The organism is Dyella sp. EPa41, assembly GCF_016586165.1.
Taxonomy (GTDB): Bacteria; Pseudomonadota; Gammaproteobacteria; order Xanthomonadales; family Rhodanobacteraceae; genus Dyella.
The window spans coordinates 21989-35242 of the sequence record NZ_BCPR01000049.1 but is presented as its reverse complement, the minus strand read 5'-3'; the positions used below and the strand labels follow the sequence as shown (position 1 = coordinate 35242).

Below are 13254 nucleotides of genomic sequence, written 5' to 3'. Positions count from 1 at the left end.
GCAAGGCATCGGCCAGCAGCGACACCATGTGCTCGACGCCGCGGGTGAATTCCGCGCGCACCACGTCGGCGCCGCGCGCAATCTCGGGCGACAGCGCGGCGGCCACGCAACCTTCGGCCATGGCATCACGATGTCGCGCGCTGAGGTAGCTGTTGATCACCGCCTCCACGCCGCCGCGCTCGGGGTCGTGCAGCGCCTTTTCCAGCCGCTCGTAGGTGCTGTTCCACGCCTGGCTGACCGCTTCGCGGGCCAGGTCATCCTTCGATTCGAAATGGTTGTAGAAGCCGCCCTGCGTGAGTCCGACGTCGCCCATGAGATTGGCGACGCCGACCGCGGCGATGCCTTCGCCGCGAAAGCGTGCCGCGGCGGTATCGATGATCCGCTGGCGCGTGGCTTCCTTGTGACCTTTGCTGTAACGCATGGAATTTTTCCTGCCGACCGCTGGCCGGCCATTGAAAACCGTCCCGGCGATCATATCAAATGACGACCATCATTCAAAACCGGCAGAGCCGGCCCCTTCCCTCAAGCCAAGGTCATCCTTCATGAACATTCAAGGCTCCATCGCCCTCGTCACGGGCGCCAACCGCGGTCTCGGCCTCGCTTACGCCAAGGCGTTGCTCGCCGCGGGGGCGCGCAAGGTCTATGCGGGCGCCCGCGATCCTTCCACGGTGACGCTGCCGGGCGTGGTTCCGGTCAAGCTCGACGTCACCAACCCGCGGGATGTCGCGGCCGCGGCGGCGTTGTGCAGCGACGTGAACCTGGTGATCAACAACGCCGGCATCAGCGGCGGCGCTTTGCTGCTGGATGCGGCCGACGGCGATGCCACGCTGCGCCGCCTGCTGGAAACCAACCTGCACGGTGTCCACGCCATGGCCGTGGCGTTCGCGCCGGTGCTCAAGGCCAATGGCGGTGGCGCGCTGGTGAACATGCTGTCGGCGCTGAGCTGGCTCAGCCTGGAGTCGACGAGCGCGTACTCGGTGTCCAAGGCGGCCGCCTGGGCGCTGACCAACAGCCTGCGCAACGAATTGCGCGCGCAAGGCACGCAGGTGCTGGCCGTGCACGCGGGCTACATCGATACCGACATGACCAGCCACATCGATGCGCCCAAGAGCAACCCGGCGGATATCGCCGCGCGGACGCTGGAGGCCCTGGCCAAGGGCGAGCCGGAGGTGCTGGCCGACGAGACCTCGCGCCAGGTGAAAGCCGGCTTCGGCGCCACGCCCGCGGCGTACCTCGGCGCGGCCTGATAGACGGCCATCCTTCGGCCCCGAAGCGCACCCGCGTCTCGGGGCCGTACGGCCATTCGTCGTCGAATGGTCGAAAAAGGCGTGCGTTGCAGCGCACCACTGGACGAAAGCGCTCAAGGGAGTCACCCTTACCGTCTCCCCCGCTTCAGGATCGTCCATGAGAACGCCAACCCGTGCCGCCGCCACGCTTCTTGCTGATCTTGGCGGCACCAACGTGCGATTCGCGCTGGCCGATCCGGGTCGCAGCAACCCGCTGATGGACGACAGCGTGCGGCGTTACCGCGTCAAGGACCACGCCTCGCTGGCCGAAGCCATCCGCCAGTATTTCGAAGATACCGGCCACACCGCACCGCGTGCCGTCATCGCCGCCGCGGGCCGCGTGAGCGAGGGCGAAACGGTCAAGGTCACCAATAATCCCTGGCAGGTGGCGGCGCACGCGCTGCAGGCCGAGCTGGGCATGGAGTCGGTGCACCTGGTCAACGACTTCGCCGCGCAGGCCATGGCGGTGCCGCTGCTTGGCCACGACCAACTCTCTTCGGTGGGCCCGCAGGCGCTGCCGCACCTGGGCCAGCGCGAACAGCAGACGTTCGTGGTGATGGGCCCGGGCACCGGCCTGGGCGTCGCCGGCCTGATGCGCCGCGAAGGCCACTGGATCGTGCTGGAAACCGAAGGCGGCCACGCCGGTTTCGCCGCTCACACCGCCGAAGACGTGGAAATCCTGCACCGCCTCAACGATCGCTTCGGCCGCGTGTCCAACGAGCGCATGATCTGCGGCAACGGCCTGGTGAACCTCTACCTCGCGCTGGCCGACATGGCCGGCCAGCCGGCCGAGGAATACACGCCCGAGGACATTACCGCGCGCGCCGAGGCGGGCAGCGATCCGCTGTGCGTGCGCACGGTGGAAACGCTGGCCGGCATTTTCGGCAGCGTCGCCGGCGATCTCGTGCTCAGTCTTGGCGGCTGGGACGGCGTGTACCTCACCGGCGGCGTGCTGCCGATCCTGCTGCCGTGGATCAAGCACGGCGGTTTCCGCGAGCGCTTCGAGTCGAAGGGCCGTTTCCGCGAAACCATGGAACAGGTGCCGACCATCGCGATGATGCATCCGGAACCGGGCCTGCTCGGTGCCGCCGCACTCGCCGTGCTCGACGCCGGCAAGCCGCTGGTCCCGGGCGGCTGAGTCGCCGCCCTCGCGTTCAACGGTACTGGCGCGTCAACAGGAACTTGTCGCCGCCATCCTCGCGCGCGATGAAGTAGTCGAGCATCTCGCTGTCGGCCGCGTGACTCGCCGGCACCACGTATTCCACCCCGATCGTGCGCAGGACATCGCGGCCGCAGCCGTCGTGGTCGTCCTTGCCGAGCAGCGGCCTGCTGCTGGCGCAGGTGGCATGCACCACCTGGCCCTCGAAGCGAAGGCGGCCACTCGCACCGTGCGCGCTGGCCATGCCGGCGCAGGCGGCCAGCGCCATGAACGTAAGCAGATGTTTGCGTGTCATGCTCGTGCTCCCACTGATGAACGGTGCCGTGCGGGGCATTCGCCGGGGTCGATGCCGGCGAGTGCGCCCGGACGACTTCCGCATGGTGTGCCTTCAGGAAAACCCTGTCTGTCAGCCGAGCGTTGCACCTACAAGAGGATGTGCTGTAGATCACATTGACGGGGTTGAGCCCGGCGCGAGTGCTACGCTGTGCAAGCCTTTCCCACGAGCGCTTCCCATGCCACGCAGCGACACCGCCTTCTTGTTCGACCTAGACGGCACGCTGGTCGACAGCGTCTACCAGCACGTGCTCGCATGGAAGGAAGCGCTCGACCGCGAAGGCGTGGAACTGTCGGTGTGGCGCATCCATCGCAAGATCGGCATGAGCGGCGGCCTGTTCACCAACATCCTGTTGCGCGAGACCGGCCTGGAGATCACCGAGGAACGCCTGATGCGCCTGCGCACGTGGCACGCCGAGGCGTACAACCGCCAGGCCACGCAGGGCTCGGTGCGACCGCTGCCCGGCGCGCGCGAATTGCTGGCCTTCCTCACCGAAGAAGACATTCCCTGGGCCATCGCCACCAGCGGACGCATGCAGACCGCGGCGCACAACCTAGAGGCGCTTGGCGTCGATCCATCAAAAGTGCCGGTAGTGACCCGCGACCAGGTGCGATATGCCAAGCCCGATCCCGATCTGTTCGTCACCGCCGCGCAGCGCCTCGGCGCGGACATCCATTACAGCCTCGTGGTCGGTGACAGCATCTGGGACATGCTCGCCGCGCAGCGCGCACGCGCACTCGGCATCGGCCTGCTATCGGGCGGCTACGGGCAGGAAGAACTGGAAGATGCCGGCGCCTTTCGCGTGTATGAAGATCCGGCCGATCTGCTCAAGCACATCGACGAAGTCGCGGCGCGACGTTAGCGCGAAGTAAAAATGCGGGCAGTGACGCGTCGTCATGCGATGTTGCGCATGCATGTCAGGCGCGATTCATCGCCGCGCGAGCGGTTGTTGCTAGTCTCGAAGACCTCTACCGATCGGAGGCCGACATGCGCCGATACCTCGCCATGCTTCCTCTCGCCCTGCTCGCGGCGTGTTCGCCCTCCTCGCCACCTCCCGACCAGAAACCACCCAAGCCGCAGGCCGAGCAAAGCGTTCCCGACAATGCGGCGCTGGGCTCCGCCGAATGGTACGCGTGGGTCGACGAGCGCCTGCACATCACCGACGACGGCCACGGCCCCGACCGCGGCTCCGCTGAATGGAACCGCGCGGTGCAGCACAAGCTGGGACAGGAGGCGCCGCAGTCGCCCATTGGATCGCCGCAATGGCAGCAGGCGGTGGATGCATTGCTGAGGACCAGGCCGGCGATGTGAAGTTGCGGGTGTTGCGGTGGTGCTCGGCATGACGCGCGCAGCCCGCTTTCCTCTCCTGTAGGAGCGCACCCAGTGCGCGACCGCCTTTCGCGCCGGTCTGCACGGTTCACTCTTTCGGCAATTGTCGTTTCAGGCGACTGCTGTGTTTCGGCGACCTGGCTCGCCTACGGCCGAAGGGAGTATCCGTGGGGCCGCGGCTCGGGTCGATTTCTCTTTGCGTAGCGTTTCCCTTGTAGGAGCGCACCCAGTGCGCGACAGCCTTTCGCGCCGGTCTGCATGTTCATCGTTTCGATGGGCGAAGATTTTTGGCGTTGCAATTGTTGTTTTCTCGCGACCGGGCTCGCCTGCCGCGGGCTTCCGAGCCGCTGCCGCGGCCCGGGTCACTTTTCTTTGCTTGCTCAAAGAAAAGTAACCAAAAGAAAGAGCACCCCGCGTGGCGCTGCCTGGGCGTTGCCCAGCCAGTCCGTGAGGGGCGGCCGGGCTTTTCGACCGGGCTCCTGCCCGGACGAAAAGTGCCCGACGTCCTGTCGGGCACCCCTGCGGGGCCTGATCGACCACCCCTCACCGCCACACAGGGGATGGTTGAAGGCTCGTGCCGCTGCGCGGCACATCGCATTGAGGAGCTGAGGGCTACGGTTCGTTGTAGGAGCGCACCCAGTGCGCGACCGCGGACTGACATGGTCGCCTCGGTCTGCGGTGGTCGCGACTACCGCGGCATGTTCCAACGTTGCGGTCGCGCACTGGGTGCGCTCCTACGGAGGTAGGAAGGAACTTCGCGAGCACCCACCCCTCACCCCAGCCCTCTCTGGAGGGGAGAGGGAGAAAGGGGGCGGCGCTCCATAGAGCTCTTCGTGGCTCAGCGACGTGGCTTTAAGTCCTCTTCGCTACGGCGCGTTGCGGTGTAGCCGTGCCGTTCGAGGTAGTAAAGAGCGCACCGCGGCTGGCCTCAGTCATCCGACGCTTCTATTCCACGTACTGCCATGAGCCCTGGCTTTGAAGGCCATTTTCTTTGGGTTACTTTTCTTTTGGGCCAGCAAAAGAAAAGTGACTCGGCGGCCGGCAGGACGTCGAAACGCCCGCTGCGTAAGCGGCATGCTCGCGGTAGCGGAGCTACCGAAGGCAATAACCCGCTCTCAAGAGAAAAACCATGCAGCCCACCGCGAAAGGCTGTCGCGCACAGGGTGCGCTCCTACAGAGGTAGGCGGCGTCAGGTTTCGGGAAGTCAGCGCTTGGCGAAATCGTCTTTTACAGGAAGCAGACGAACCGCCCCATCAACCCGGTGCCAACAACGCATCCAGATCCGCCTGATCGAAACTCAACCGCTCACGCGTACCGCCACCCTCCAACACCGCCTCCGCAAGCTCCGCCTTGCGCGCCTTCAACTCCTCGATGCGCTCCTCGACTGTGCCGCCGGTGATCAGGCGGAACACGAATACCGGCTTGTCCTGGCCGATGCGATGCGCACGGTCGGAAGCCTGTGCTTCCGCCGCCGGATTCCACCATGGGTCGTAGTGGATGACAGTGTCGGCCGCCGTGAGGTTGAGGCCTACGCCACCGGCCTTCAGCGACAGCAGGAACAACGGCACTTCGCCTTCCTGGAACTGGCGTACCGGCTCGGCGCGGTCGCGCGTTTCGCCGGTGAGCGTGACGTAGCGGATGCGGCGGCGATCCAGTTCGTGCGAAATGAGCTTGAGCATTTCGGTGAACTGCGAGAACAGCAGCACCTTGCGGCCTTCGGCGAGCAGCGCGGGCAGCATGTCCATCAGCAGTTCGAACTTGGCCGAATCGCGCACGCCGCGCGCGGCCTCCAGCTTCACCAGGCGCGGATCGCAGCAGACCTGGCGCAGCTTGAGCAGCGCGTCGAGCACCACGATGCCGCTGTGCGCGATGCCGCGTTGCGCGATCACCTCGCGCAATTCGTCCGCCAGCGACAGGCGCAGGCTTTCGTAGAGTTCGCGCTGGCGACCCTCCAGCACCACACGGCGCGTGATCTCGGTCTTGGGCGGCAGTTCGTTCGCCACCTGCGACTTCGTGCGGCGCAGGATGAAAGGCGCAAGGCGGCGATTGAGGCGATCCTGGCAATCGGTATCGCGATGACGCTCGATCGGGATGCGGTAATGGCGGCGGAAGGCGCCTTCGTCGCCAAGCAAGCCGGGTACGGCGAGATCGACCTGCGACCACAGCTCGCCCAGGTGGTTTTCCAACGGCGTACCGGTAAGGCAGATGCAACGCGGCGCGCGCAGGCTCAGCACGGCGCGGCGCGCCTGCGTGCGCGGGTTCTTCACCTGCTGCGCTTCGTCGAGCACGATCAGCGCGAACGGCTGCTTGCGCAGTGTCACCACGTCGCGTGGCAGCAGCGCGTAGCTGGTGAGCACGATGTCCTGCGCGCCGAGCTGGGAGAAATCGCCGCCGCGTTGAGGGCCATGCAGCGCGAGCACGCGCAGCGACGGCGCGAAGCGCGCGATTTCCGCCTGCCAGTTCGGAATGAGGCTGGTGGGCACCACGACCAGCGCCGGCTCGGTGAGCACGCCGCGCTCCTTCAGCGCCAGCAGATGCGTGATGAGCTGCAGCGTCTTGCCCAGGCCCATGTCGTCGGCGAGCACGCCGCCCACGCCGGCTTCGGCGAGTGCGTTCAACCAGCGCAGGCCTTCACGCTGATAGGGGCGAAGTTCGACGGTGAGGCCGTCGGGCACGGCGTCGCTGGCGCGTTCGGCGGCATCGCGCAGGCGAGCGGTGAAACCGCGCAGCACTTCGGGCGCGACCAGTTCGCCACCGCTGGGCAGCGCTTCGACCAGTTCTTCGAGTCGACCGGCCTGCACGCGCGGCAGATGCAGCTTGTTGCGCGGGCGTTCGAGGTATTCGGCCAGCGGCGCCAACAGGCCGCGCAGCTCCTTCAGGCGCACCGGCACGCGGCGGCGCTCGTCCACCGGGGCGTACCACACGGCGTCCTCGGGCTCGTTCGGTACCGGGCTGAGGTTCAACTGGTGGTCGGCCAGCGCCTGCGCCACGGCGGGCAGCAGGTTGTGGCGCTTGCCTTCCAGCTCGATGCCGATTTCCAGGTCGAAGGCGTGGTCGTCGGCGTCCTCCACCGCGTTGCCGTACCAGCGCACCGGCCCTTCCAGCACCTCGAACGGAAAGCTCGGCGCGTAGTCGAGCACGAAGCCCTCGGCCTCCAGCTTCGGACGCAACGCGAGCCAGCGTGCCGGCGTGTTCACCTCCAGCGCGCCCGCGTAACCCTTGCCGGGGAAGAGCCAGGCGTCATCGGGCAACGTGTCGGCGAGATCCCAGGGCAGGCCTTCGGTATCCACGCCCGGCGTAAGGCCGGCGCGTTCGAGCTGTTCCATCGCGGACAGTTCTTCGGCGCGGCGACGGGTGATCTCCACCAGGTGGCCATTGCGCACGCGCCGCACCAGCGGTTCGCCACCACGGCCCGGCAGGCGCTCGCCGGCGTAGTCGAAGGCCAGGCGCGCGTAGGCCAGCGGCGGCGTGCCCGCGGCCAGGCGCGCGTGGCGGGTGAGCGCATGCAGGGTCAGCACCGGCTTGGGCGCCAGCTCGGCGCGGCGCATCTCGCCCAGCACCTGCGGCAGCGGCAGGCGGTGCGAGAGGCGGCTCTGCGGCAAGGCGTTGCGCAGGATCTGGCTGTATTCGTGCTTCAGCGGCGGCAGGTCCAGCCACTGGGTTTCTTCCAGCGGCGCTTCCAGATGGCCCAGTTCGGCGCGTTCGGCGTCCAGGTACCAAAGGGCATCGATGCGCAGCACGCGATGATTGGTCGGCAGGCACGGTTGCAGGCGCTGGCTGCCGTCGTTTTCCAGGTGCCACTGCCAGTTGAGCTGGTGCCCCTTGCCGCGCGACAGGCGCAGGCCGGCCAGGCCACCGAGGAAGCACGGCGCGGTATCCAGGATTTCCGCCAGCAGCGCATCGCCGACGTGACCGGCGAGCCGCGCATAGCTGCGGCTCTTGCGCAGGCTCTGCGGCAGGCCGAGCACGGTCGCGGCCAGCCGCTGTTCGTGCGGCTCCAGGGGTTGTTGGCCCAGATGCTTGCTGTCCAGCGGCGCGGGACGCACGAAGCGCCCCTGCTCGGCGACGGCCAGCAGGACGGGCGCGACGTCGACGTGTGCGTAGGACGCGCCCTCCTCCGGCACCACTTCGAGGAAGAAGCCAAGCACGCCGCGCTCCGGCACGGCGCCAGCCGCTGACGAAGCCAGCAACTTGCGCCAGACGCCGGGCAGCGTCGCATCGCCGCTCTCGCCGCGTTGCTGGGTCTGACGGTCGTGCCGTTTATCGTCCGGTGACTGCATGCATTCAGTCCGCAGGGGCGACCAAAAGATTCAGCTTAGCAAGGCTCTTGCACGTGTGCGCGTCTCAACGCCGGTTTTTTCATACCCGGCGTTCAGGCGTGGAAAACGGCACCTTGGGACGGAACCTACGCGGCGGGCGTGAACAGGCCCTTGGGATATTCCGGCTTCTGCTCGCGGCTCATGAGCATCTTGAGCCCTTCGGCCGGCGTGACCTCGCCGTGCAGCACGGCGCGCACGCCGCTGCTGATGGGGAGATCCAGGCCGTGCTTGGTGGCCAGGCGCATCACTTCGTCGGCGGTGAGCACGCTCTCGACGACCTGGCCGATCTCGCGCACGGCCTCGTCGATGGCCTTGCCCCGCCCCAGCGCGAGACCGAGGCGGCGATTGCGCGACAGGTCGCCGGTACAGGTGAGCACCAGGTCGCCGAGACCGGCCAGCCCCATCAACGTTTCCGGGCGGGCGCCCAGGGCAACGCCCAGCCGCAGCATCTCGTTCATGCCGCGGGTGATCAGGCCGGCGCGGGCGTTGAGGCCCAGGCCCATGCCATCGGCGACGCCGGTAGCGACCGCGAGCACGTTCTTCATGGCGCCGCCGAGTTCCGCGCCCAGCACGTCGCTGCCGGAATACGCGCGGAAATTCGGGGCGTGCAGCAACAGGGCCATTTCATGCGCGAACGCGTCGTCGTCCGAATGCACGGTGACGGCGCTGGGCATGCCGGCGGCGACTTCCTTGGCGAAGGAAGGACCGGTCACCACCGCGGCCGCGCGACCGGGAAAGCGCTCATCCACCAGCTCGTGCAGGAAGCGGCCCGTGCCCGGCTCGAAACCCTTGGTCGCCCAGGCGATGCGGGCGTTGGGCGCCAGGTACGGGGCGATCTCCTCCAGCATCGAGGCGAAGGCGTGGCTGGGCACCACGATCAGCACGACCTCGGCGCCACGCAGGGCGGCGGCGAGATCGGCCTCGTAAGTCAGCTCGGACGGCAGCTCGACATCCGGCAGGTAGCGCTGGTTGCAACGGCTCTGCGCCATCGCGGCCAGCGCGGAGGCATCGCGCCCCCACAGTCGGGTCGGCACCTGGTTGCGGGCGGCCAGGGCCGCCAGCGCGGTGCCCCACGAGCCGGCACCCAGGACGGCAAGGGTCGGACGCTCAACCATGAGCTGGGCCCTTGCGGATCAGCTGTTGAGCGTCGGGGCGGCGCTGCCGCTGAGGATGCGGCGCTGCTGCTCGGCGTACAGCGCGTCGAAGTTGATCGGCTGCAGCAGGAACGGCGGGAAGCCGCCCTCGAGCACCAGCGAGGACAGCATCTGGCGCGCGTACGGGAACAGCAGGTTCGGGCAGTAGCTGTTGAGGATGCCGGCGAGGTCTTCCTCGGCGAAGCCGGCGATGCCGAACACGCCCGCCTGGTGCACCTCGGCCAGGTAGGCCGTGCGCTCGCCCAGGGTGCAGGTCAGGGTCAGGCTGAGCACCACTTCATAGAGGTCGTTGCCCAGGTCCACCGACTTCTGGCCGAGGTTCAGCTGCACCTGCGGCTGCTGCTCGGTCTCGCCCACTTCCTGGAAGATCTGCGGGGCGTTGGGGGCCTCGAAGGAGACGTCCTTCACGTAGATCTTCTGCAGCACGAGCTGCGGCGCGTTGGCCTGGCCGTTGGAGGCGACGTCTGCCATGGGGGTATTTCCTCTTCGAAAAGTGTGCGGTGCGTGAAAACGCAAAGAGTTGAATTGTTCCACACATCCCTGCGGGCCGCCATGCGGCCGGGCGCCCCGAGTGGGCAAAACTTGCGCACGGCGCCGTTCCTGGGCGACAATACGCGGCTCGACCATGCCGACCCGACCCATCGGGCACGCCCGCGACGCGATGCGGACCTCACGGCAGACGCGAAAAGCTCCATCTCCAGCATCGCGTGGCGCTTGCGCCGCTGGGCCGATGCCGCCCTGGCCAACGGGTGGCAAACGCGCCCCAGGGCGCCTAACAGGAGGTCATCATGGCCCGTATTTGCCAAGTCACCGGAAAGGGTGTGCAGACTGGTAACAATGTCTCGCACGCTAACAACAAGACCCGTCGCCGCTGGTTGCCGAACCTGCATGAGCGCCGCTTCTGGGTCCCGAGCGAAAACCGCTGGGTGAAGCTGCGCGTTTCCAACCACGCCCTGCGCACGATCGACAAGAACGGCATCGAAGCCGTCCTCGCCGACCTGCGCGCCCGCGGCGAAAAGATCTGAGGATTAAGCCATGGCTAACAGCAAGCAAGACAAGATCCGCCTGATCTCTTCGGCCGGCACCGGCCACTTCTACACCACGCAGAAGAACAAGAAGAACACCCCGGAAAAGTTCGAGTTCAAGAAGTACGATCCGGTGGTTCGCAAGCACGTGATCTACAAGGAAGGCAAGATCAAGTGAACAACGGTCCAAGCGCCCAGCGCTTGGCTTACCGTTGTTCACCCCTGCGAAGGCAGGGGTCCAGCGCCTCGCCTTACCAGCAAAAAAACCGCCGCAAGGCGGTTTTTTTGTGCCTGCACCCTCCATCCCGTCACTCCGGCGCAGGCCGGACAAGCGCGAAGCGCGCAGAACGCCTGCAGCGCGGCCCCGAAGGGGCGAGCGTAGCGAGCAATCCCGGTTGCCACCACGACAGGCTGTTCGCGACGACACGGGGCGCCGGCTGTCGTGTCGCGGAAACCGATCATCGTCGCCCTGGATGACGGCCTGCGCCGGAATGACGGCAGGGAGCTTGCCGGGCATCGTGGGGCCACCCCATGATGGCGGCATGGCCCCCGCCCTGTTCCCCTCCCTGCTGGACGCCGCGGACTGGTCGCAACTCGCGCCGCCAGTGCAGCGCATGCACGGCGAGGGCGCGCTGCTCGAGGCCAGTGGCACGGCGCAGGTCGAAGGTGACACGCGCATCCTGGCCCGCCTGCTGCGCCGGATCCTGACGCTGCCCGACCCGGGCGCCGACCAGGCCATCGCCATCACCATCGAACGCGATGGATCAAGGGAAACCTGGACCCGCCGCTTCACCCGCGGCCGGATGCGCTCCGTCCTGCAACCCGGCAACGCGATGGCGATGCGCGAGCGGTTGGGGCCGGTATCGCTGCATTTTTCCCTCCGTCGCGACGGCAACGCGATTGACTGGCAACTGCGGCGCGTCACTTTGCTGGGCCTGCCCCTGCCCCGCGCGCTTTGCGGTGGCGTACGGTCGCGCAGCGGGGCGCACGAGGGTCGCTATGCCTTCGACATCGACACCCGCCTGCCGGGCATTGGCCGCCTGATCGCCTATCGCGGCTGGTTGGAGATCGACCATGTCCGCTGTGCGGCTCACCCCGTCATCGTGTTCGACGGGGTCTGCGTGCTGTGCAGCCGCTGGGTGGATTTCATCCTTCGCCACGATCGCGAGGGGCGCTTCCGGCTGGCCGCCATGCAAGGCGTGGAAGGACGCGGCCTGCTGGCCGCGCATGGCCTGTCGCCGGACGATCCGTCGTCGTTCCTGCTGGTGCAGGACGGCGTGGGCTACAGCAACACCGACGCGATCGCGCGCGTGCTTCGCCAGCTCGGCGGCCGCTGGCGCCTCGTGGGGTCGCTGATGCGCATCGTGCCCAGGGCCATGCGCGATCCGCTTTACCGCTGGGTGGCGCGCAACCGCTATCGCCTGTTCGGCAAGCGCGACCAATGCCGGCTGCCGGCACCAGACGAGGCCTGGCGCTTCATCGACTGACGGTGTCCAACCCCGTACGCAGCGCGAAGCCGTCGAACCCTTCGACGATCTGGTCCAGCGTGAGCAGGCCCATGCAGGGCATCGCGCCTTTCGCATCGACCAAGCCTTCGGCCATGCGGCGCGCCAGCACGATCGCGGGCGTCACCGGCACCTGCGGGCCATCGCCGGCATCGGCATCGAGCCACCAGCGAAGATGCAATGGCGCGCCTTCGCGATCTTCGCCACGCAATTCCACCGCCATGCCGCCGACGTCGGAGCCAAAATCCACGAAGCGCTCGCTGAGGCGGCGCAACGTCGGCGCGTGGCGGGCCAGGTCACGGATCACGCCCAGCCGCACCAGCACCGCCATGCCCCAGGTCGCCCATTGCAGCAGCGGCAACTCCAGCCCGGCGCGGAACAACACCGTGCGCACCTGCGGGTAGCGCGTCGGAAACAGTTCCAGATCGGGAATGTCACACACGCCCACGCGCCGCCGGCCAAACGGGAACACCTGGCGCCGACTGTCCATCCAGCCATGCGCTTCATCCCATCCGCCATTGCGCCATACGCGAATGGGACGTCCGCAGTAGCCAAGGATCGAGGTCACCGTGGCATCGCCACGCGGCGTGCGATTGCCCGGATTGATGGCATGCTCGATCGCCTCGAGCGTCGCGAAGCGTGGCAGCAAGGCGTCGACGACCGCGGCGCTGAGCGCGGGCACGCTGGACGCGCCACTGACCAGCAGGCAGCCCGCACGCCACGCCTGTGCGTCGAGCTGTTCGAAGCCACTGACGAAGCCGCGTCCATCCGCAAGATCGATGTAATGGCTGCCGCATGCCATGCATGCCTCCGCCACGCGATAGTCCTGCCCCTGGAAAGGACCGGCGGCATGGATCACCAATTGGGGACGCAGCGCCGCCAATGCATGGCGGAAGTTCGGGTGTCCGGCATCGAGCGTCGCCACCTGCAGGCGGGCATCGCCAACGGAGGCATACAGCGCTTCCAGCGACTCGGCGCGTCGCGCGGCCAGGATCAGCTCGAAGCGCGCATCGTGGGCGAGCCGCCGTGCGATGCGCGAACCGAACACGCCGGTCGCGCCAATCACCACCACCCGAAGACTCATCCGCGTGCGTTCTCCCGTCGTTGGCCTTCCCGATTAAAGCCGAGCCGCGCGGGCATGGG

The 13254-nt window shown here is 67.4% G+C and carries 13 protein-coding genes and 1 pseudogene; 8 read left to right on the top strand and 6 right to left on the bottom strand.

The window, feature by feature from the left end; all coding sequences use genetic code 11:
* Positions 1-421 (bottom strand): TetR/AcrR family transcriptional regulator (locus JMF82_RS15195; RefSeq protein ID WP_201315401.1); only part of this gene is annotated, 421 nt, incomplete at its 3' end.
* A 121-nt stretch (positions 422-542) separates the two neighbouring features.
* Here JMF82_RS15195 and JMF82_RS15190 point away from each other — a divergent pair.
* Together JMF82_RS15190 and glk are read left to right on the top strand one after the other, a co-directional pair.
* Positions 543-1247: an SDR family oxidoreductase gene (locus JMF82_RS15190; RefSeq protein WP_201315400.1), complete on the top strand. Its 705-nt coding sequence runs from the start codon at positions 543-545 to the stop codon at positions 1245-1247.
* Positions 1248-1404: 157 nt separating this feature from the next.
* Positions 1405-2424, top strand: coding sequence for a glucokinase (glk, locus tag JMF82_RS15185; RefSeq protein ID WP_201315399.1), 1020 nt, complete (start codon positions 1405-1407; stop codon positions 2422-2424).
* 16 nt (positions 2425-2440) lie between these two features.
* Here the strand turns inward: glk and JMF82_RS15180 are convergent, their stop codons facing one another.
* A complete protein-coding gene (locus JMF82_RS15180) occupies positions 2441-2740 on the bottom strand; it encodes a hypothetical protein (RefSeq protein WP_201315398.1) in 300 nt (99 codons plus the stop codon).
* Positions 2741-2957: 217 nt separating this feature from the next.
* On the opposite strand from JMF82_RS15180, the gene JMF82_RS15175 reads away from it, so the two are divergent.
* Both JMF82_RS15175 and JMF82_RS15170 read left to right on the top strand, forming a co-directional pair.
* Positions 2958-3641, top strand: coding sequence for an HAD family hydrolase (locus tag JMF82_RS15175; protein WP_201315397.1), 684 nt, complete (start codon positions 2958-2960; stop codon positions 3639-3641).
* Between the two features lie 125 nt (positions 3642-3766).
* On the top strand, positions 3767-4090 hold the full coding sequence (locus JMF82_RS15170) for a hypothetical protein (protein ID WP_201315396.1): 324 nt from the start codon (positions 3767-3769) through the stop codon (positions 4088-4090).
* A 1271-nt stretch (positions 4091-5361) separates the two neighbouring features.
* Here JMF82_RS15170 and JMF82_RS15165 read toward each other — a convergent pair.
* The 3 genes from JMF82_RS15165 to secB all read right to left on the bottom strand — a co-directional run bounded on the left by JMF82_RS15165 (position 5362) and on the right by secB (position 10052).
* Positions 5362-8388: a DEAD/DEAH box helicase gene (locus JMF82_RS15165; protein ID WP_201315395.1), complete on the bottom strand. Its 3027-nt coding sequence runs from the start codon at positions 8386-8388 to the stop codon at positions 5362-5364.
* A gap of 125 nt (positions 8389-8513) precedes the next feature.
* Positions 8514-9542, bottom strand: a complete 1029-nt coding sequence (locus tag JMF82_RS15160; RefSeq protein WP_201315394.1) for an NAD(P)H-dependent glycerol-3-phosphate dehydrogenase — start codon at positions 9540-9542, stop codon at positions 8514-8516.
* Between the two features lie 18 nt (positions 9543-9560).
* Positions 9561-10052, bottom strand: a complete 492-nt coding sequence (gene secB / locus JMF82_RS15155) for a protein-export chaperone SecB (RefSeq protein ID WP_201315393.1) — start codon at positions 10050-10052, stop codon at positions 9561-9563.
* A gap of 317 nt (positions 10053-10369) precedes the next feature.
* Here secB and rpmB point away from each other — a divergent pair, with 317 nt between their 5' ends.
* From rpmB to JMF82_RS15135, 4 genes and pseudogenes are all read left to right on the top strand, one after another.
* Positions 10370-10606, top strand: a complete 237-nt coding sequence (gene rpmB, locus JMF82_RS15150) for a 50S ribosomal protein L28 (protein ID WP_102301867.1) — start codon at positions 10370-10372, stop codon at positions 10604-10606.
* A 10-nt stretch (positions 10607-10616) separates the two neighbouring features.
* Entirely contained in the window at positions 10617-10784 is a 168-nt protein-coding gene (rpmG, locus tag JMF82_RS15145; protein WP_008211962.1) for a 50S ribosomal protein L33, read from the top strand.
* Between the two features lie 295 nt (positions 10785-11079).
* Positions 11080-11658, top strand: a pseudogene (locus JMF82_RS15140) (DUF4166 domain-containing protein); the annotation flags it as partial.
* A 9-nt stretch (positions 11659-11667) separates the two neighbouring features.
* Positions 11668-12093, top strand: a complete 426-nt coding sequence (locus tag JMF82_RS15135) for a thiol-disulfide oxidoreductase DCC family protein (protein ID WP_201315403.1) — start codon at positions 11668-11670, stop codon at positions 12091-12093.
* On the opposite strand, the gene JMF82_RS15130 is transcribed toward JMF82_RS15135, so the two are convergent.
* A complete protein-coding gene (locus JMF82_RS15130; RefSeq protein WP_201315392.1) occupies positions 12083-13195 on the bottom strand; it encodes a saccharopine dehydrogenase NADP-binding domain-containing protein in 1113 nt (370 codons plus the stop codon). The two genes, JMF82_RS15135 and JMF82_RS15130, sit on opposite strands and share 11 nt — an antisense overlap.
* Positions 13196-13254: the final 59 nt, after the last annotated feature.

Bases quoted from the DNA above. Each gene is read 5' to 3' on its own strand.
- JMF82_RS15175 (WP_201315397.1), top strand. From the start codon at position 2,958: ATGCCACGCAGCGACACCGCCTTCTTGTTCGACCTAGACGGCACGCTG.
- rpmB (WP_102301867.1), top strand. From the start codon at position 10,370: ATGGCCCGTATTTGCCAAGTCACCGGAAAGGGTGTGCAGACTGGTAAC.
- secB (WP_201315393.1), bottom strand. From the start codon at position 10,052: ATGGCAGACGTCGCCTCCAACGGCCAGGCCAACGCGCCGCAGCTCGTG.
- glk (WP_201315399.1), top strand. From the start codon at position 1,405: ATGAGAACGCCAACCCGTGCCGCCGCCACGCTTCTTGCTGATCTTGGC.
- JMF82_RS15170 (WP_201315396.1), top strand. From the start codon at position 3,767: ATGCGCCGATACCTCGCCATGCTTCCTCTCGCCCTGCTCGCGGCGTGT.
- JMF82_RS15190 (WP_201315400.1), top strand. From the start codon at position 543: ATGAACATTCAAGGCTCCATCGCCCTCGTCACGGGCGCCAACCGCGGT.
- JMF82_RS15160 (WP_201315394.1), bottom strand. From the start codon at position 9,542: ATGGTTGAGCGTCCGACCCTTGCCGTCCTGGGTGCCGGCTCGTGGGGC.
- rpmG (WP_008211962.1), top strand. From the start codon at position 10,617: ATGGCTAACAGCAAGCAAGACAAGATCCGCCTGATCTCTTCGGCCGGC.
- JMF82_RS15130 (WP_201315392.1), bottom strand. From the start codon at position 13,195: ATGAGTCTTCGGGTGGTGGTGATTGGCGCGACCGGCGTGTTCGGTTCG.
- JMF82_RS15165 (WP_201315395.1), bottom strand. From the start codon at position 8,388: ATGCAGTCACCGGACGATAAACGGCACGACCGTCAGACCCAGCAACGC.
- JMF82_RS15180 (WP_201315398.1), bottom strand. From the start codon at position 2,740: ATGACACGCAAACATCTGCTTACGTTCATGGCGCTGGCCGCCTGCGCC.